Below are 20,642 nucleotides of genomic sequence, written 5' to 3' on the forward strand. Positions count from 1 at the left end.
TCCCTCTATTTAATTGCCTATTTCTTTATCGGACAAGTGGTGTTTTATTCATGACAGAATTTAACTTTTGTGCGAACCGAACGACTAATTCATCTTCCGGGTGGAATGGCTTAAAACCAACCTGGAACGCCCAGCCAAAATATCGCTGTACGTCATTTAGATAGTCCGCCAATAATTTATCGGTCCAAACTGTCCTGCGTGTAATTGCATATTTTTTTCGCAAGGTTTTTCCTAATTCCTGCCCCCATTCATTATTGATCAAATCAAGGTAATTATCAGTAGCTCCATTAGCGAGGTCATCAATTTGTTTTTGCGAAAATTTACCATCGACCAATTCAGGAATATACCTCCGCTCATGCGCATCCGCAATAAAATCTGCCAGCTTTTCTGAAAAAATGGAAGTAATAAAAGCCTGCGTGGTCACATGTAAAAATGTATTCAAATAGCCTTGTTCTGTCAGGTCTTCCGGCTGCATCAACCGTCTATCTTCGGTGTTGATGCCGTACATCATCCGGGCAGCAAGATCATAAAATGCAATATCTCCTTCGCCAAAAGTCACTTCCCTTCTCCGGGACAAAGCAAATGCACGCCGCAAATCTTTTCTAACCCAAATCGCATAGGGCGAAATAAGGATCAGCCACAACCTTTCATAATATCCCCCGTCCTGGGCATTTAAAAAATCAAGTTCATTGACCCCGGTACATAATTCACTGATAACTGTCCTGCCTGCACTGACGTGAGTTAACCGGACTTTGGACCGGTCAAAAAAATAGCCGTTTCCGTCCCGGTTGAAATACTCAATTTTTACCACTTGCTTAAAGGCATCAAAGGAATTAAACCGGGTCAGCAATAATGCACCCTGGCCAGCATCGATATTTAGTCCATTGATAATATTCACTTGTTCCTGATCGCTGTTCACCTCCGGATTTATCGCTTCTGCACATGGTTTTACCCACTTGCATCCAAGGAAAAACAATCCAACCAGAAATATGCTATAACGAAGTAAATTCAAACCGATAAAGAAATTACATTTTCAAAACGCCGGGTATTGTCTCAAGTGAAACCTTATCCGATTGACGCACAATAATCCGGTTCACCTTCTGATCTCCATCAATATTTAATCTTTGAATGGTCAGATCATGCACATCATCAAATACCATCGCCGGACGGTAGTCAGGTTCTTCGATTCCCATCCGGATATTCTTTAAAATGAGCCCTTCAACATGCCTCACATAGAGTCCCCACGCAGGCAATTCACCAAACATTGAAAATTCAGGATAATCACTGATTTTTTCGGGGATAGATCCCAGTCTTGAAAGCGGCCGGTTGGCAAGGCCATTATTTCCCCGGCCGGGATAATTTATGGTTATGTTTTCCAGCACGACATCCTGAACTTTGCTTCCCGGAATTCCGGTTATGGAAGCAGGAAATGTGTTGTGAAAAAAGGGCAAATCAGGGCCACGAACCTCATAGGCATAATCGGGTCGCTCAAAAGCAACATCCACATTAAGATCCCTGATAGTGACATTTTTCAAATAGCCTGCCGGTCTGTTCTGATACCGCCAACCTAGCCTGATAAACAGCGCATTTCCGGTATTGGTCGCGTCAATATTTTCGAATGTTACATTTTCCAAAAATCCGCCATCTACATTTTCAATGGCTATGGCAGATCGAAAGGTGTCATATATTTTGATATTCCGGATAATCACATTTTTAAATCCACCACTGGACCGTGTGCCTAATTTAAGTGCACTCGCGCTGGAACGCACAGTACAGTCGGAAACAAAAATGCTGTCACAAAAGGCCTCATTCAAATGGGACTTCAGACAAATCCCGTCATCTGCTGAATTAACCCAGCAATTGGTAATCCGCACATTTTTACAATCGGAAATGTCTATTCCATCATTGTTCCAATAAGCGTCACTTTCCACCCGCACACTGTCAATCTCAAGATGATCACACTCACTGTAGTTCTGTACCCAGCAAGCCGCATTTTTCAGGGTGACCCCTTTTATCAGGATGGAGGAACATTGCACAAATTCAATTAATTGAGGCCGCAAATAATACATCGGCCGCATCTCCACGAAATTGTAGTCGGCACTATCGATCTCCCCTGCATAAAATAAACTGTCTATATGGAGCGCTAAATCCCTCCCCTGCCCATCGATTTCACCTTTACCTGTGATTGAAATATTTTTTTGATTGTCGGATAATATCAAAGCCTTCCACCGGCTGAGTTTCAGGTAATGATCGGGATCTGTACTTCCCAATAGGACAGCACCCGTCAGGAGATGTAGTTCGACACCTGATTTAAGCAGGATGCTCCCTGACAGAAATGTCCCCTCGGGAATAAGCACTTCGCCTCCACCCCGGGAAGATGCCTGGTCAATGGCTTTCTGGATCGACAGGGTATTCAGGGTAGTTCCGTCTCCCACCGCACCGTAATCGACGATATTAAAGATCTGACCGGATGATGGTATCCACTGACAAACGAAAAAAACACTCAAACCGACTATCCGGACAAATCCAGAAACAGACATTCTTTCACCAGGCCAATATGATCGCATCATCCTGAGCATTTAGGCTTTAAAAATACATTCTTTGTTCTTCCCTGGGTCTTACAACCGGATCATCAGGAATAAATGAAATATCAATCAATTCTACCCTGCCCTCCTGGCTTACCCTAAGCATAAGGGACTGATAAGGTTTATATTCAAGACGCCGGGCGATCTCATGACCATGGATGTATAGATTTATCTCCCTCGTTTCACTTTCCTTCATGGACGACTGACCTGAATAGACCGGGTAAACGACATCTCGCGCTTTAGGCTGTGCAAGAAAAAGATAATACGTACCGTCCGGCTCAACGCGACACCAGTAAGGAGGTAAATCCTGTCCCTGGATCAATGGCGGATGATCCATCAAGGACTCAAAATCCTCACTGACATTAGGCAACCCGGCCAGTGCTTTTAATAGTAGACCAAAGTCTTCTGATTTGTTCCTTCCCGGCTGGGCCGGAGTTCGCTTAAGACACACCTTCAAGCCTGCTTTAGCCAATGTATGGATCCGTCTCAAGGTCCTGAGATCCAGATAATTCACATCGAGGTAAAGCATGGTAAAACATGCATCTCCAACCACCAGGTGTCCGTCCCGGAACACTGCTTTGTCAAGAAAATGCCGGTTGATCCACAGTGGATGATAACCTTGTAATTCCACGGGAATGTCGACATACCGCATTTCGTACTCTCCCCAAACCCACACGCGCTGACGCTCAGGAGGATATGCTCCCCGCATGACTCCATCCTCGTAAGGTATGTATACCGCTACATCGGAATAAGTCCTGCCCCTGTTCATGATGCCCGATACTTTTTCTATGTAGGCATTGAAGGCCGGCAGTTCTGAGGTCAGACTTCCCCCGGGGCCAAAATAAGTAGTGGCAAAAAAATCGATGGTATCCGAACCCGCCGGATTATAGGGAGAACCATGGTAAACAAGATGATTTACACCCTGTGCAAACAAAGCATCGGCAACCATTTTTAAGTCTGCAGTCTGTTCCTGTCTTAAATACGTGGCAGGGAAGCCATACATGCAGGTGAATGCCTCACAGGAAACGACTTTTTTACCGGCAAGACTTGCTGCAGAACTGACGATGCGGGAATAAATCGGATTATTGAGCATGGCTTCGGTCTCCGGAATATCTACCAGGGCGTAGGTGGACATGACATCCGTGGGTGATGCCAGGCACTGGACCCGTGACCACGCACCCAGTCTCCGGCATTCGGCTAAATAAGGCTTGTAAAATCCTTCGGTGACATAAAGGTCAAGATGTAACATGTAGTCGTAGCGAACATCCGGAAAGGAATCCAGCCCCGCTTCCATAAAAGGTATAATATCGTATCCGAAAGTGTCGGCGAAGGTCCTGGCAAATCCCGTGGTCCAGATCTTGTTGGTAGCATTTAATTTGATCTCCCAGGAATCCGTAAACAGAGCTGACTTATTGCCCGACAACGCCGGTTTCAATGCCTCGGCGACCGGCTGCGCAAAGCGATAAAAAGCATTGCTATCCAGGTGATTGATAACAACCTGGTTTTCCGGATAGGTCCAGGCAAAGGTCAATAACTGCTGGAAAGCAGTGTCTCCATAAATCTGTGTTGCATGAGCCTTATCGATATTACTTCCTGCCACCGGCCAGGCACTGCCAAATGTAAAATCACATCCAAGCCCTAGGGAATCAGCATAGCTTTTAGCATAGGCAACCACATCCGTCCACTCCGGACTCAACCATTTTTGGGCAGATGTGTCCACCGGGTAATGGCGGCCATAACTACGGGCATACATCGCCTGGTACCGGTACAAAGGATAAACCCAGGCGATCTCAACCCCTCCAAAATTATTTTTCTTAAACCAGTCCAGCTGATACTTAATGTCTTCTTTTTTGATCTGCGTTGCAAACCACCACCACCGGGTATAGGGTTTGGAACTGGTATAAAAAGTCACCGGTTCTTCATTCGAATAGTTGGAATTTATCCGTGTGCAGCCCGCAAAAAATAAGATAGCGCATGGGATCAGCCACCACCCTGCCGGGACGATCCGTTGAAAATTCTTCTCCTCTTCCTTTGCTCCCATAACCGAAAATGTAGTAAATATTATTCCTTCCACAGCCTGATCCACCGGCTTTACAATAACGAATAGCGAATCCCGATCATCACATCTGACATGATGACCGGATAGCTGCCCACTCCTGCAGCAAAGCCATGAATATACCGGGCGGCCAGCTGAAGTACCAGGCTTTCAGAAAGATTCCAACAGGGTGAAATTGTCAATCCAATTTGTGGGCTAGCATCAAAATATGTATTTCCTCCACTTCCAAAACCGCTATGGTACCGGACAAATCCGGCCCCACCGGTCAACATCACCGGGACAAATACCTGTGCAGACACCGGCACCTTGTAGCCCAACGAACCGTGAATGGCGTAACCGCTCTCCAATTTATCGTTATCAACCGTACCTGCCAGCACGTCAGTAAATTGCAGCCTGGCAATAGCCCGTGCATATTCAATATCGCCGAAAATCGCAATTTCTGCGCCAGCTTCCCTGGCGGTGCCATAATTTAAGACGGGTGCATATCCCCCGGACAGACCCATGGCCAGGGAAAGGGACTGGGCTCCGGACTGGAATATCCCGATCAGGGTGACAAAAGCAAGGGTCAGATAAAGCAGCGGGAAGACTCGAACCGGCATATCACATGTTTTAGTCCTGAAATGGCGTGCAACCATGACTAAAATAGAAAAATTATGCCTATCATCTCTCCTACCGTATATTCAATGCCTGGTATAATCACAAAGCATATGAAATATCTGATGATACAGCTGGTGATAATGGCTTGCCTTGTACAGTCTTCCGCCCAGCCATTTCAACGAAATCCCACTCCCAATGATACGTTACAACCCTATCGCGTTATGAAGGACCATGCAGTGGTTCTCCAGATTTACGCACCACAGGCCAACACCGTTACCGTTTTGGGTGATTTCCTCAAGAATTATCAACCTCTGGCGCTTGAAAAAGCGGATAATGGCGTCTGGTCAGTAAAAACCGATCCACTCCAACCGGATCTGTACACGTACGATTATACGGTAAACGGAGTTAAAACCTTTGACCCAAAAAACCCACAGTACAAGGAAGGAGAGAATGGTCTCTCTAATTTATTATTCATTCCAGGTCCGGAAAGCGACTATTGCTCGATCCGGGATGTACCGCATGGCAATCTGGAAACAGTATGGTTTACTTCTCCGGTGATGAAAAATGTGGGCCGAATGCATGTCTACACCCCTCCCGGTTACGAACAGATGTCCGGACCACTGCCTGTACTGTATTTACAGCACGGAGGCGGGGACAACGATGCTTCTTGGTCTACGGCCGGCCGGGCGAACTTCATTATGGATAATTTAATGGCAGCAGGCAAAATAAAGCCAATGGTGGTCGTTATGCCAATGGGGCACCCGGAGCCTGGATTTCATATGGATCCCGGGGTGAAGAAAGATCCCTATTATGACCAATTGTTTGAAGATATCATTCCCTTTATTGAAGCACATTACCGGGTTGGGAAGACACCGGACTTCAGGGCATATGCAGGCTTATCCATGGGAGGTCTCCAGGCCCTTAATATTGCATTGTTCCGTCCCGATGTTTTTGCGTATGTTTTGCCTCTCAGTACCGGATATTTCCCGGAGCAACTCAAGACCATCCGGGAAGAATATACTGCTGTTTTAAAAAATCCTGCCATCAATCAGCTGAAACTGTTTTGGATCGCCATGGGCGGTCAGCAGGATATAGCCTATCAAAACGGCCTGAACACCTTACAACTTCTGGATGAAAACGGGATCCAATACCAGACCGCAGATTATCCGGCGGGGCATACATTCATAACCTGGCGGCACAACTTGTGGGATTTTGCACCACTATTGTTCCGTTAATTTCAATTATCCCTAGAGCCCTGATCAAAACTCCGATATGAATTTTATGCGATTCCTGTCCCAAGTCTGTCTTACCATTTTCGCATTGCCCGTGATGGCGCAGCAGATGCCCAATATCGTGCTGATTTTTCCGGATAATTTAGGAATAGGTGAAGTAGCTTCATACGGTGGTGTGCGGAATGTTCCCACGCCGAATATTGACCGCATAGGCAGTGAAGGGATCAGGTTGACCAATTTTAATGTAGAATATTCCTGTGTCCCTTCCCGGGCTGCCATCATCACCGGGCGTTATGCCACCCGCACCGGCGAGAATTATTTCAATGGCCTTACCCTCTGGGAACAGACATTGCCGGAGGCATTGAAGTCTGTAGGATATGCGACCGGTCTTTTTGGCAAGTATGATATGGGAGGAGCCAGCTGGCTCGGCAAAAAAGAACCGACGCAGCAGGGTTTTGACCGGTGGTATGGTATCCCAGGCACCAGTCATCTCTCGCAATTCACTTCCATGGAGGGATTTGATCCGGAGCGCAATGAAGTCCCCTATGTATGGGAAGGTGTGTCTGGAAGCACCTCAAAGAAGGTTAAGCCCTTTGATCTGGATGCACGTCGAACACTGGACCGGGAGGCAGCTCTGAAGGCAATTGATTTCATAAAGGAACAGACGAGCCTCCATACACCTTTCTTTGTCTATTATCCCATGACGCAATTACATCTCCCTGCCCTGCCCAATCCGGATATGGCAGGCAAGACCGGCGCCGGTGATGTGGGCGACGCGATGGCAGATGTTGATTACAATACCGGTTTAATTCTGGATGCATTGCATCAGCTTGGGCTGGATGACAACACTCTGGTGATCTGGTGTACGGATAATGGCGCAGAAATGCGCCGCCCCTGGCGTGGTTCGCCGGGCCCCTGGCGGGGCTATTACAATTCCGCCATGGAAGGCGGCATCAGAACACCCTGCCTGATCAGGTGGCCTGAGCACATACCTTCCGGCCAGGTGTCCAATCAAATCGTACATCAAATCGACCTGTACGCCACCATTGCAGCTGCTACCGGACATCCGGAAATCATCCCCGGCGACCGTATCATGGACAGCAAAAACCAGTTGCCATTTCTGGAGGGCAAACAGCTCGCCTCGAACCGCGATGCCGTACTGTATATGAACGGGTCCGGTCAATTGATGGCTGTAAAATGGCATGACTGGAAACTATGGTATTATTTCCAGACTGAAATGCCGGATCCGGAGCCTGACAATCTCGTGCGGCTCTTTGACCTCCGGGTTGATCCGCAAGAAGAAAACGATGTAAAAGACTATTATCCCTGGGTGATTGGCATTGTGGACAGCATTGTACAGGATTATGAAAAATCGCTCATCCAGGAGCCCAGGGTTCCCGCTACCGCTACCGATCCTTACCTGCCACCAAAGCCCGGCTCCGGGAAGCCGGTATCTGTTTATACACGGACCGACAGGCAACCATTGCCCGTGCGGGGAGAGGCTCTGCCTAATCCGGATTTCTCAGGATCCTGGTCTACAACCCCGGTCGATTCTCGGTCACCACTTGGCCGGCCCTATCAACCGCCTATTCCTGACCTGGGTAGTGGATGGGGTGACAAAATATCCGTTTTACAAAAAGAAAATCAGTTGGAGATTGAACGGGTTGTCTTCCTTCCGCGCGAAATCCAGCCATTGGTGAAATACCGTTATGCACTCGATGGAAGCAGATCGGAAAACAATGTCAATATGGGACGTACCCTGCCAGCCATTGTTTCGCATGGTTCATGGATAAATAATCGTCTGGTCATTGCTTCCGAATATCCCTGCCAGGAACTGAAAAACGAGAAATGGACAACGGCAACAGTTGTCCAAACACTTTGGCTTCAGCCAGCTTCGGGAACACCCTGGGAGCCGCAGCTGGTCATTGAAACCGAAAGAAAAGGCGTCTTTGGCGGAGAGACCATAACCACCAGGACCCTGTACAATCGCGGGTACCGGTAGCATGGAACTGCCTACTCCTAAGGGTTAAGTCTGCTTAATTCAAGGTATACCGGATACCAATCAATACATCCGCCATATCGATCGGATCACTGCGGCGATCCGCAATGAATCCCTTGATGTAACGCAGTGATAAAAAAGCACTGAGCTGATCCGTAAATTTATAATACGGGGCTATCGTCAGGCCTAATTGGGGACCAGCATCAAATTGAGTACCTGAGCTTCCGTAAGCGGTGTAACTGATAATGCCAATACCTCCCGTCAGCATGATAGGCACGAAGATTTGATCCGATACACGGGCATTGTATCCCAGCGAACCGTGGAAAGCATACCCACTCCTGAGGCTACTGCTATTCACCGTTCCGGCCAAAACATAAGTGAACTGTAATCTGCCGATAATCCTGCCATATTCGAGATCTGCCAATAGTGCCAGCTCAGCCCCGGATTTCTCTGTTGATCCGTAATTGAGTAATGGAGTATACCCTGCTGCGGCACCAAGGGACAAGGATAGCGACTGAGCAAATAAATTATGCACGACAGTGCCTGAAAACAAAATTATCCATACCGATAATAGTAAGCATTTGAATTTCATGAGGTTCAACATGATTTTATTTTTTGTTATGCAATGAAAGCCAAAATAATCAATGCATCACGGGGAGATGAATAATCCGGGTGGACATAAAGTGGACACCCGGCAGGGCTTTATTGGCTTTGTTATTAGCCTTACATTCAGGATTGACTTCGTATTTGTATCTTGGGTTGACACCATACTGGCGCTGTTCTGCCAGATTGCAGGCTCATCAAAAGCATCCAGATGCAACGATATATTTGGGTATTAACCTGGATCTTCCTCTTCTTTTCAGCAGTTACCGTCATAGGACAATACCCTATACCCCATCTTACGAGATCCCAGCATGCCACTCAATTGTTTGTAGATGGCAAACCATTTCTTATTTGTGGCGGAGAACTGGGCAACTCCACGGCTTCAACCATGGAAAACATGGAACCGGTCTGGCCCAAACTGCAATCGCTCAACCTGAATACCGTCCTGATACCTGTCTATTGGGAATTGGTAGAACCTCAGGAGGATCAATTTGACTTCAGCTTGTATGAGAGCCTGATCATGGAAGCCCGGCATCGGGATCTCAGGATCGTCTTTCTTTGGTTTGGTGCCTGGAAAAATTCAATGTCCAGTCATGCTCCCGCCTGGGTAAAACTGGATCAGGTTCGCTTTCCACGATCGCAGGATGATAAGGGGGTAAGTCAGGAAATATTGAGTTGTTTTAGTCCAGAAGTTCTGGCATCCGACCGGAATGCATTTGAGGAACTCATGGCATTTATCAAGAGGGTGGATGAACAGGATCATACAGTAATCATGGTCCAGGTGGAGAATGAGATCGGCATGTTGCCTTCTGCCCGGGATCACCAGTCACTCGCAGACCAGGCTTTCCATGCTCCGGTGCCAGGTGAACTTTTAAAGTACCTGCAAAAAAACAAGGATGGATTGGTCCCTGAATTTCGCGCATTCTGGGAAACCAACGGATTTAAAGATCACGGCACCTGGGAAGAAGTATACGGCAAAAGCGCTGCTACCGATGAAGTTTTCATGGCCTGGCACTACGCCAGCTTTGCCAACGAACTCGCACGTGCCGGTAAGGCCGTCTATCCCCTACCCATGTACGTAAATGCTGCGCTCAACCGGCCAGGCTGGCAACCGGGACAATACCCGAGCGCCGGTCCGCTGCCTCATCTGATGGACATCTGGCAGGCAGCTGGATCAAGCCTGGACTTACTGGCACCGGACTTTTACTTCCCTGAGTTTCAACTCTGGTGCGACCGGTATGTCCGGCAGCAGAATACACTCTTTGTCCCGGAACACCGTTTTGATGAATCGGTATCAGCGAAAGCATTGTACAGCGTCGCTCATTATCATGGACTGGGCTTCTCACCTTTTTCCATTGAATCCAAAGAAAATCCATCGGATGAGCCGTTAGGTAAGATGTATGCTATGATCCAAAACATCAGTCCGCTATTGACCAAAGGTATTGCAGAAGGAAATGTGGAGGGCGTTCTCCTGGACAAAGAACATCAGGAAATGATCCTACGCATGGGGCATTATGAATTGACCTGCCGCCATGACTATACCCTGCCCTGGACACCCGGCGCGACAACCGATGACTGGCCTGTGACGAGTGTAGCCATTATTCAAACCGATTCCAATTCATTTTATTTCGCGGGTTCCGGCGTCGTTATTACTTTCAAAGCAATCGATGATCCTTCTCTACGGGTTGGATTGTTAAAGGTCGACGAAGGCCGCTTTGATGATGAGCAATGGCACATCACCCGACACCTGAACGGAGACCAAACCCATCAGGGGAGGCATATTCGATTACCTGCCCGCGAAACAGGTGTCCAGCGCGTTACACTTTATCATTTTAAGTAGCCGTGTTCCAATTTTCATACGCTGATAATCAAGATGACCACGATCTGGAAAACGAATAACCCTATCTGCAAAAAGCAGTACTCTGCCAGGCAGTGGATTTGGATAATGATGCTATTATACCTGGTTCCTTCCTTCGCACAACGATTGCCACGTCTTGAGGTTTCGAGTAACAATCCACACTACCTGCAGACCAGTAAGGGAAAACCATTTTTCTGGTTGGGTGATACAGGCTGGTTGCTTTTTTCAAAACTCAACCGTGAAGAAGCCATTCAATACCTGGATGACCGTGCTCAGAAAGGATTTAATGTACTGCAGGTCATGGTACTTCATGAACTTGATGTCACCAATTATGACGGGCGTCCGGCATTAATCGATAAGGACATAACAAAACCCAATATCACCAGAGGCAGCAACCCCGGTAACCAGTTAGCTTATGATTATTGGGATCATATGGATTTCATCATCACTCAGGCCGAAAGGCGGGGAATTTACATGGCTTTGGTTCCTATCTGGGGTGATATAGTAAAAAAGGGTGTCGTTTCGACTTCTCAGGCAGCAGAATATACCACCTGGCTGGTAAAAAGGTACCGGTCAAGGTCCAACATCATCTGGCTCAATGGTGGTGATGTCCGGGGAGATCAATATACCATCATCTGGGATACCATCGGACGTGTGATCCGCAAGTATGACAACCAGCATTTAATTGCATTTCATCCCTTCGGCAGGACCAGTTCGTCCTGGTGGTTTCAGCATGCGGAATGGCTGGATATCAATGAATTTCAATCAGGACATCAAGACTATGATCAGGACAAAAGTGAACCGGCCTACGGTGAGGATAACTGGAAGTACATCCGGGACGATTACTCCAAACTACCCATAAAGCCTACCCTTGACGGAGAACCTTCCTATGAAGCCATACCCCATGGACTTCATGACGGGAATCAGCCGTATTGGACGGCCGATGATGTAAGACGTTATGCATACTGGTCCGTTTTCGCAGGTGGGTGCGGGTTCACTTATGGGCACAATGCGATCATGCAGATGCATAAACCGGAAGATGCCAATCCTGCCTTCAGTGTCCGTGAATACTGGAACGAGGCACTGAACGCCCCAGGAGCTGCACAAATGCAGTATCTGAAAAAACTTATTCTTTCCAAATCGTTCTTTGACCGCATTCCGGATCAGTCTATATTGGTTGAACCGGAACGATTAAAGCACGGTTACCAGGCCGCAACCCGGGGCGAGGATTATGCATAGATTTATAGTTATGATGGGAGCTCAATTGAGGTTTACCTTGGAAAGGTTTCCGGAGGTCAGGTTGTGGCAAAATGGTTAAATCCCCGCACCGGTGAGATCACCTCCATAGGGAAATATGAAAATTCAGGCTCCCGGATATTTAAACCCACCGGACCACAGGGCGATGGAAACGATTGGGTGTTGATCCTGGAATCTGTTGAATGAAAATTCCTAAACCAACACCCCTTATTTTCAGGTCAGTTATCCTGTTTATTATTCGACTTGCGGGCTGGCGTAGTCTTATTGCCTGACTTCGCCCTGTTGCTGCTTCCTGAGCGCGTGCTGCTACCGGGTTTAGTCCCGGTCGACTTGCGAACATTGGAAGACGATGGCTTATTGATCGGTTTCATGGTCTTCTGTGCGGGCTGAGTGCTGGATTTTCTAGGTGATTGTACGTTGGATCCGGTTCTTCCGGTCTCCTTTCTTACCGGTGGATTGTTCCGGTATTCTGACGAGCGCGGAGCTGTAGTTCGATTTGTGTTGCGGTTCACTTCAGTGCCGGAATTCCGTGGTTGGTTCACTTTGGGAGTAGTCCTCTCGGATGGTTGAGAGCGGTAATTCGGTTGATTGGTGCGCTCAGAAGGACTGGCACTCCTGTTAGGGGCTGAAGTCCTTTGCCGGGGCTGGACTTCCGTCCCTGGCCGGTCCAATTGGCTCCGGTTGGGAGCTTCCTGACGAGGCCGTTCCTGATTACGGTTAACTTCCCTGCGCGGATCTGCCTCCCTGGTATCTGAACGAAGCCGGGCGGGATTGTCTCTTCCTGTTGGCTGATTGTAATTGGGATGATTTCGCCCCTGGTATTCGCGCACCCTTTGATTCCGGACATGGACATCATTGCTGTACCGGCGATACGGGGTGTAAAAATGATGCACTCGCGGCGCCCGGTAATAGTTCACGACATGACAATACCGGTGATATGGCCTGACCCTGTTGATGTAAATATTCCAGGTAAACGGACGCCAGCTAACCCACCAGGTCGGATAATAGTGCCACCGGTAGGGTGAAGCGTAGACGACGTAATCGCGACCGAAGATCTGTTGTACGACCGGCCAGTAATAAACATTTACGTAATTATCGGAGATGTACTCGCCGTTGCCAGCTGAACGGCTGCCTTCGAATGGCTCGACAATCATTTCAGGCCCGTACAAGTCTTCATCACCGATGATTTGCAAAAGGGCGCTTCGTGAGCCGGTACGTTCGATTTCTATTACTGCAACATCCTGTACATCATACCGGCTGACCGGATCCTGCAGGATGATCAGGTGGTAATCCCCTTGTCGGCGGTGTTCAACCCGGATGTAGTCGATCCTTCCATCTCCATCCAGATCAAGATTATTGACATACGCATCCTGGGAGTTGATCCTGCGTTCGAAGTCGCTGAGAGATCGTGATGCCTTAAATACTTCAATCGTACCTTCCAGGCTGAAAAAATCACCGTCGTAACCGGTGCGATCATCGTAGGCATATTGTGCATGGGTTACTGCAAGCACCATAGCGGATAATATGGCGGTAACGATTAGCCTTTTCATATCTTCAGTTATTTAGTCAAGTTGGCAGGAAAACATCCCTACTAATGATATTAAGGCTATTGAGGCTTAGGAAGTTAGCTATGTAAGAGGGTTTAGTTAAAGCTTAACGTGTATGTTATGAAAATGTGATCGGAATGGTCTTTATTCGGGCTTTCTTATCACGTGAAACATCCGCTATCCTCCCTGTAAATGGGATCGTCATGACTCAACGGCCGGTTGAAACAAGGAAATCCGTTACTTCCAAAACATATTCCCTACCCCCCTGCTGAACGAGGCTTCGGCCCGATGAATGGTAATAAAGCGGTTCATAAACAAAAAAACACACCACCTATTGTGTAGTCACATAACTACATATATATTTGTAGTCAAATGGCTACATTATGCAAATGAGACGAGATGTTTTTCAGGCCATCGCCGATCCGACGAGACGGGCCATCCTGTTGTTGGTAGCTACACAATCGCTGACCGCCGGGGCCATCGCAGCCAATTTTGATACTGCACGGCCTACCGTATCCAAGCACCTCCAGATACTCACGGAATGCGAACTCCTGAACCAGGAGCAGCAGGGACGAGAGATCTATTACCAGCTTAATCCTCGAAGAATGAAAGAAGTCGCCGACTTTATCGAACCCTTCCGGTTATTCTGGGATGACCGGTTCAACAAACTGGAATCCATTATGAAAAATCATCAATCCAAACAATAAACACTTATGGAACGCAAAACCCAGGTACATGCCGAAGACGGCAGACAGGAAATCCTGATCACCAGAGAATTCGACCTGCCCGTTGATTTACTTTTCAAAGCTTACATCGAACCGGAGATCGTAGAGCAATGGATGGGCACCAAGGTGCTGAAACTGGAAAACAAACGTCAGGGAGGCTACCTGTTTGAGACCACCGATCCCATGGGAAACAAACACCTTTTCAGCGGCGTCATTCATGAAATAGAATCCGGCAAGAAAATTACCAGGACCTTTGAAATGGAAAATACTCCCTTTCCGGTGCAACTCGAATACCTGGAATTTGAAGCCTTAACCGAGCAAACCAGCGTATTAAAGATGCAGATGGTTTTTAAATCGGTTGCATTCCGCGATCAGCTTCTGAAAATGCCATTTGCCCAGGGAATTAACATGGCACATAATCGGCTGGAAAAAATTGTCCGCTCATTAAATGCTCAATAATTCGTCATCAAGCAATCTTTAAAAATCACCTGAAAATCAAAACTTATGAACATTGCATTATGGATTTTACAAGCATTACTCGCCTTGCATACCCTCGTAGGCGCCATCTGGAAGTTCTCCAATTCTGAACAAACCGTGGGCCCGCTGGCGGGCATTCCGCATGGTATCTGGCAAGCCCTGAGTATCGTCGAAATTATTGCAGCCATCGGACTGGTCCTGCCAGTCATCAACAAGCGTTTTGGCCGTTATGTCCCCCTGGCTGCCCTGTTTGTTACTGCCGAAATGATATTTTTCTCGATTGTTTTGCTGGCTTCCGGCGCAACGGATTATAATCCCATGTATTATTGGCTGGTGGTGGCCGCCATTTGTATTTTTATCGCCTACGGCAGAATGCGCTTAAACCCGATCCGTTAATTTCAACCAGGTTTTAATCTTACATAAAATTCACACTTTATATCTGATAAATAAAATTGAAACCATGAGCCATCCAGAATTAACCAGCGAGCAAAAAACCGCATTAATAAAAATATTGCAGGCACGATTTAAGAAAAACATGCAGCGCCATGAAGGCCTGGAATGGCTAACCGTTCAAAAGGTACTGGAAGCCAACCCAGGTAAATTATGGTCGTTGTTTCAAATGGAAGAGACCGGAGGAGAACCTGATGTGGTGGGCGTGGATCCTGCATCCGGATCCTTCCTCTTCAACGATTGTGCAGACGAAAGTCCCAAAGGACGCCGAAGCCTGTGTTATGATCGCGCTGCCTGGGACTCGAGAAAAGAACACAAACCCAAAGACAGTGCCATGGAGATGGCCGACGCCATGGGTATTCAAATACTTACAGAGGAAGAATACCGTGCGCTTCAACAATTGGGAGCTTTTGATCTGAAAACGTCCAGCTGGGTCAAAACTTCTGAAAAAATCAGGAAATTAGGGGGTGCCCTGTTTTGCGATCGACGTTTTGATACCGTTTTTTTGTACCATAATGGTGCAGAATCGTATTATGCGGCACGTGGATTCCGAGGTAAGCTTATCGTCTGATCAAGACTGTTAAACAAAAATATTTGTATGAATAAAGTCGATGCGTTCCTGTTGAAAGCCAAGCAATGGCGCGATGAATTCGAAGCATTACGGGAAATTGTCCTTGCATGCGACTTAACTGAAGACTTCAAATGGATGCATCCCTGTTATACGTACCAGGGGGCCAACATTGTGGTGATCCATGGATTTAAGGAATACTGTGCCTTACTCTTTTTTAAAGGAGCGTTGCTGGAAGACACCCATAACCTGCTGATCCAGCAAACCGAAAATGTCCAGTCCGCACGTCAAATCCGCTTCACCGGTCTGGATCAGATCAAAAAGTTAGCACCGGTACTGCAAACCTATATTTATCAGGCAATCGAAGTGGAAAGGGCGGGTCTGAAAGTGGAATTAAAAAAGACCTCAGAATATAATATGCCTGAAGAATTCCAGGACAAACTGGATAACATGCCGGAGTTAAAAAAGGCATTTGATGCGCTGACGCCGGGCAGGCAGCGAGGCTATCTCTATTATTTCTCTCAGGCGAAACAAGCCAAAACAAGGATAGCAAGGGTCGAAAAATGGATCCCGCAAATATTGGCCGGAAAAGGAATAGACGACTAAGTACGAATTAACCAGGATTTTTCAGACACTCTTTTACCCAGTTCCTCTTGCATCCGGGAGCTATTATTGATTGCCACGCCTGAAAATGGAGTCACCTATTTTTGGGTCTCCCTGGCCACAATTTCTTTGTCTGGCCGGACTGGCCTCTCATTCTTCCAATAATCACTATCTTATGCAACCAAGCCAGTAATTGATGCTATTAAACATTTCTTTTCATTTTGATTACTTTCCACTGCTGGTTGTAGCGGCAATTGCCTGGGGCACCCCTATCCTGCTCACATTATTCAAATTAAAAAAGATACCCTCGGTCATCTTCGAGATTATTTTCGGGTACTTTATTGGTAGAATTCTGCTACAGGACATCGACCATGAGAGTATGCGGATCCTGGAGTATTTTGCGCTTACGGGGTTTATTTTTTTAATGTTTCTCGGTGGCCTGGAGATCGATGTAGACCAAATCCTGGCCTCGCTACCCAGGAAGCGTTTTTCGTATAAACAATTTATCCAAAACCCGCTTTTGGTTGGCCTCACGTATTTCCTGCTTTCTATTGTGCTGGCTTATCTGGGGACGGTATTGCTTGCCCAATACATCAACATTCCTCACATCTGGTATTTTGCGCTGATCATGGTGACCACATCTGTTGGTATTGTAGTACCCGTACTCAAGGAGCGGGATGAGATTAAAAATCACTACGGGCAAATGATCATCATCGCTGCAGCCATTGCCGATATTTTCAGCATCATCCTGTTCACCTTCACCGCATTTATCATTAAAAATGGGTTTCAATTAGAGCTTTTATACATCCTGGGATTATTTGTCATATTCGTTATTGCCTACCTGATCGGCAACCGGCTGAAGAATATTCCAGTCATGAAAAAGCTCGCTTTTCAATTGTCGCACGCGGCATCCCAGATTCGCATCCGGGGCAGCATTTTGCTGATCATGCTTTTTGTGGTGGTCGCACAGTTTATCGATGAAGAGGCCGTGCTCCTTGGAGCATTCCTGATTGGGCTGATCCTCTCATCCATGCTTCACCGGGAACGGTCCGTCATGCTGCTCAAATTGGATGGTATGGGCTATGGATTCTTCATTCCCATCTTCTTCATCATGGTAGGTGTCGAATTCGATCCCAGCGCATTGAAGGAATTTGATCAGTCGCTCTTTGGGTTCCTGGCTTTGCTGCTGATCACCTTGTTCCTGGTCAAAATCATCCCTTCCATCCTGTGGAAGCCTGTATTCGGGACTAAACAAGCCATTGCCGGAGGCTTTTTAATGTCTTCCCGCCTAAGCCTGATCATAGCGGCCTCGTCCATCGGATTGGAGATGGGAGTGATCACGCCCGGTATCAACGCCAGTTTTATCATCATGGCCATCATCACCTGTTTCTCATCTCCATTTATTTTCAACTGGTTGTCCCCGGTTAATTTACTGTTCGGTGACAAAACGATCATTGTAGGCGGTAGCAGCACTGCAGTTGTATTGGCAAGAAGGTTATCGATGAATGGCAAGAAATCCATCATTCTGGAAATTGATTCCGTGCGAGCCGCCGATATCAAAAACAAAGGGCTACAATGCTTGCAGGCAGATGGTGAAAAAATCACTACCTATCAGGATCTAAAGCTTCGGCCATCTGATTTTGTGATTGTTGAAACCGGATCCCCGGAGAAGAATTATAAAATATCCAAGATGTTGCGCAATGAGCTCATGCACGACAACATCATCACACGTTCCAGCACCTCAGCCATCGAGCATAAATTAAAAACGCTGGGTGTAAAAACCATCGATGTGGTTGGCGTGGTTGCAACAACATTTGAAAATCTGATCCTGCGACCCACCACCTATCATGCATTGGTCGAATCTTTTGATAACTTCAGTGTGGAGGAAGTGCTGATCACCAATCAGGAAATTGACGGGCGTCAGCTCAAAGAAATACCATTTCATAAAGATGCCATTCTGATGATGGTCAAGCGCGATAAAACGTTTTATATTCCCCATGGTGAAACCTACTTCCGGACTGGTGATATCATGCATGTGTTTGGAACCCAGACCGCGCTGATGGATACACGGGAGAAGATGGGGATGGAAGATTTGAGATGGAAGATTTGAGATGGATTTGTGATTTGAGATTTGAGATATGAGAACTTATGCATTCGTTTTTGGTGCCTTGATTTTAACAACGCTGGCAGCTGCTCAGGTCCGTTTGCCCCGGCTGATCAGCAATGGCATGATCCTTCAACGCGATGTGCCGGTAAATGTGTGGGGTTGGGCTACACCAAAAGAGAAAGTTAGCATCAGGATGGACCAGGAAACCTGGGACGTCCAAGCGGATGATCAGGGCAACTGGTTATTATCCTTACCAGCCCATACCGCCGGCGGACCCCATCAGATTACCTTTACAGCCAGCAATCAGATCATCCTGCATGATGTTTACTTCGGCGAAGTATGGTTGTGCAGCGGACAGTCCAATATGGAGCTGATGATGGACCGGGTGAAAGATAAATATCCCGAGGTCATAGCGACCGCAGACAATTCATACATCAGGCAGTTTACCGTACCCGATGAATACGATTTCAAAGCAGAGCGAAAGGATTATCGTGAAGGATCCTGGGTTCCGCTAAATCGTCAGTCCATTGCTTCTTTTTCAGCCGTTGCTTACTTTTTTGCTGATAATCTCTATCAAAAATACCATGTCCCCATTGGCCTGATCAATGCGGCATTAGGTGGCTCACCCGTACAATCCTGGATGAGTGAAGACGCCATCAGGTCCTTTCCCGAAGACTACGAAGAAGGGCTGAAATACCGCGACGATCAGTTGATCGAAAGGACAGAAAAGATGAACCGGAACAACAGCAACACCTGGTTCAGGGATTTGAATCAGTCCGATAACGGCCTTAAGGAACATTGGCAGGATCCGGACCTCATGGATGCTTCCTGGCCTGAAATGCAAGTTCCTGGGTATTGGACAGATGTGGACCCGGCTATTCATACCGGCGCTGTGTGGTTTCGAAAACATTTCAACCTAGCCGGAAATCTTGCCGGTCAAGCCGGAAGACTTTTCCTCGGACGGATCGTTGACGCCGACTCTGTCTATTTAAATGGCCGTTTCGTCGGTACCACCGGATACCAGTATCCACCCCGTAAATACGATATTCCATCCGGGCTGTTGAAGCAAAATGACAATGTTATCAGCATACGTGTTATCAGTCAATCCGGTAAGGGAGGTTTTGTGCCGGATAAGCCTTATGCCATTTATTTTCCCCATGACACTTTTAACCTAATGGGTAACTGGAAGTATCACGTAGGCACTCAAATTGCACCGATTGCCCCCACTGTTTTTGTTCGTTGGAAGCCTATGGGGTTATTCAATGCGATGATCGCACCGCTACTCCCCTATTCCATCAAAGGAGCCATCTGGTTTCAGGGCGAATCAAATACGGGCGATCCAGGCAATTACCAGGCTCTTCTGACTTCTATGATCCGGGACTGGCGCAAACGATTCGGTCAGGACAGTCTGCCATTCATCATAATCCAACTGGCAAATTTCCTGGAAGAAAGCGAACAACCTGTCGAAAGCAACTGGGCCGAACTGCGTGAAGCACAGCGCAAGACGGCACAATTACCCAAGACCGGATTGGCCGTCACGATCGACCTGGGAGAATGGAATGATATCCATCCTCTGAATAAAAAAGATGTAGGACACCGGGCTGCTTTACAGGCATTTCAGGTTGCTTATGGAGAAAAAATGGTTGCAGCCGGACCAATGCCGATCCAGGCTGTCCGGAAGGGGAAAAAAGTGCGTATTGACTTCACAGGTACCGGCACCGGAATGATTGCGGAAAATGGCCTCCCGCTAAGTTATTTTGCGCTTACCGGGCCGGACAATCATTGGGTTTGGGCAACCGCCAAAATAAAAGGCACCCGGATTACCGTCTGGAGCCAGGACGTTAAAAACCCGATCAAAGTGCGCTACGCCTGGGCGGACAATCCTGCCGCTGCCAACCTCTGCAACAAAGAAGGGCTGCCTGCCTGCCCTTTCGAAATGGACGTTCAGGAATAAAAGGGTAAACCGGACCGGCCCTTG

At 47.3% G+C, this 20,642-nt stretch carries 16 protein-coding genes and 1 pseudogene; 11 read left to right on the forward strand and 6 right to left on the reverse strand.

Annotation, left to right across the window (positions count from 1 at the left end):
- Positions 1-25: 25 nt before the first annotated feature.
- The 4 genes from H6570_10580 to H6570_10595 are packed head-to-tail and all read right to left on the reverse strand — an operon-like array spanning position 26 to position 5,240.
- Entirely contained in the window at positions 26-1,012 is a 987-nt protein-coding gene (locus H6570_10580) for a hypothetical protein (GenBank protein MCB9319719.1), read from the reverse strand.
- Positions 1,013-1,025: 13 nt separating this feature from the next.
- Positions 1,026-2,540 carry a glycoside hydrolase family 28 protein gene (locus tag H6570_10585; protein ID MCB9319720.1) on the reverse strand — a complete coding sequence of 505 codons (1,515 nt, stop codon included), beginning with the start codon at positions 2,538-2,540 and terminating at the stop codon, positions 1,026-1,028.
- A 46-nt stretch (positions 2,541-2,586) separates the two neighbouring features.
- Positions 2,587-4,626, reverse strand: coding sequence for a hypothetical protein (locus tag H6570_10590; protein MCB9319721.1), 2,040 nt, complete (start codon positions 4,624-4,626; stop codon positions 2,587-2,589).
- 50 nt (positions 4,627-4,676) lie between these two features.
- Positions 4,677-5,240: a hypothetical protein gene (locus H6570_10595; protein ID MCB9319722.1), complete on the reverse strand. Its 564-nt coding sequence runs from the start codon at positions 5,238-5,240 to the stop codon at positions 4,677-4,679.
- Between the two features lie 108 nt (positions 5,241-5,348).
- Here H6570_10595 and H6570_10600 point away from each other — a divergent pair, with 108 nt between their 5' ends.
- On the forward strand, positions 5,349-6,473 hold the full coding sequence (locus tag H6570_10600; GenBank protein MCB9319723.1) for an esterase: 1,125 nt from the start codon (positions 5,349-5,351) through the stop codon (positions 6,471-6,473).
- A gap of 37 nt (positions 6,474-6,510) precedes the next feature.
- Positions 6,511-8,472: a sulfatase-like hydrolase/transferase gene (locus H6570_10605; GenBank protein MCB9319724.1), complete on the forward strand. Its 1,962-nt coding sequence runs from the start codon at positions 6,511-6,513 to the stop codon at positions 8,470-8,472.
- Positions 8,473-8,506: 34 nt separating this feature from the next.
- On the opposite strand, the gene H6570_10610 is transcribed toward H6570_10605, so the two are convergent.
- Positions 8,507-9,061: a hypothetical protein gene (locus tag H6570_10610; GenBank protein ID MCB9319725.1), complete on the reverse strand. Its 555-nt coding sequence runs from the start codon at positions 9,059-9,061 to the stop codon at positions 8,507-8,509.
- 222 nt (positions 9,062-9,283) lie between these two features.
- Here H6570_10610 and H6570_10615 point away from each other — a divergent pair, with 222 nt between their 5' ends.
- Positions 9,284-10,912 (forward strand): DUF5597 domain-containing protein, encoded by a 1,629-nt coding sequence (locus H6570_10615; protein ID MCB9319726.1) that lies wholly within the window; start codon positions 9,284-9,286, stop codon positions 10,910-10,912.
- A gap of 144 nt (positions 10,913-11,056) precedes the next feature.
- Positions 11,057-12,373, forward strand: a pseudogene (locus tag H6570_10620) (glycoside hydrolase family 140 protein).
- A 32-nt stretch (positions 12,374-12,405) separates the two neighbouring features.
- Here H6570_10620 and H6570_10625 read toward each other — a convergent pair.
- Positions 12,406-13,737, reverse strand: a complete 1,332-nt coding sequence (locus H6570_10625) for a hypothetical protein (protein MCB9319727.1) — start codon at positions 13,735-13,737, stop codon at positions 12,406-12,408.
- Positions 13,738-14,117: 380 nt separating this feature from the next.
- Here H6570_10625 and H6570_10630 point away from each other — a divergent pair, with 380 nt between their 5' ends.
- The 7 genes from H6570_10630 to H6570_10660 all read left to right on the forward strand — a co-directional run bounded on the left by H6570_10630 (position 14,118) and on the right by H6570_10660 (position 20,618).
- Positions 14,118-14,441: a winged helix-turn-helix transcriptional regulator gene (locus H6570_10630; GenBank protein MCB9319728.1), complete on the forward strand. Its 324-nt coding sequence runs from the start codon at positions 14,118-14,120 to the stop codon at positions 14,439-14,441.
- A 6-nt stretch (positions 14,442-14,447) separates the two neighbouring features.
- Positions 14,448-14,918 carry an SRPBCC domain-containing protein gene (locus H6570_10635; GenBank protein MCB9319729.1) on the forward strand — a complete coding sequence of 157 codons (471 nt, stop codon included), beginning with the start codon at positions 14,448-14,450 and terminating at the stop codon, positions 14,916-14,918.
- 45 nt (positions 14,919-14,963) lie between these two features.
- Complete coding sequence (locus tag H6570_10640) at positions 14,964-15,332, forward strand: DoxX family protein (protein MCB9319730.1); 369 nt, start codon at positions 14,964-14,966, stop codon at positions 15,330-15,332.
- A gap of 64 nt (positions 15,333-15,396) precedes the next feature.
- Positions 15,397-15,957, forward strand: coding sequence for a DUF4256 domain-containing protein (locus H6570_10645; protein MCB9319731.1), 561 nt, complete (start codon positions 15,397-15,399; stop codon positions 15,955-15,957).
- Between the two features lie 27 nt (positions 15,958-15,984).
- On the forward strand, positions 15,985-16,560 hold the full coding sequence (locus H6570_10650) for a YdeI/OmpD-associated family protein (protein ID MCB9319732.1): 576 nt from the start codon (positions 15,985-15,987) through the stop codon (positions 16,558-16,560).
- A gap of 193 nt (positions 16,561-16,753) precedes the next feature.
- On the forward strand, positions 16,754-18,667 hold the full coding sequence (locus H6570_10655) for a monovalent cation:proton antiporter family protein (protein MCB9319733.1): 1,914 nt from the start codon (positions 16,754-16,756) through the stop codon (positions 18,665-18,667).
- A gap of 28 nt (positions 18,668-18,695) precedes the next feature.
- Positions 18,696-20,618: a beta galactosidase jelly roll domain-containing protein gene (locus tag H6570_10660; protein MCB9319734.1), complete on the forward strand. Its 1,923-nt coding sequence runs from the start codon at positions 18,696-18,698 to the stop codon at positions 20,616-20,618.
- Positions 20,619-20,642: the final 24 nt, after the last annotated feature.

Source organism: Lewinellaceae bacterium (assembly GCA_020636135.1).
In the GTDB taxonomy this organism is placed as follows: Bacteria; Bacteroidota; Bacteroidia; order Chitinophagales; family Saprospiraceae; genus JAGQXC01.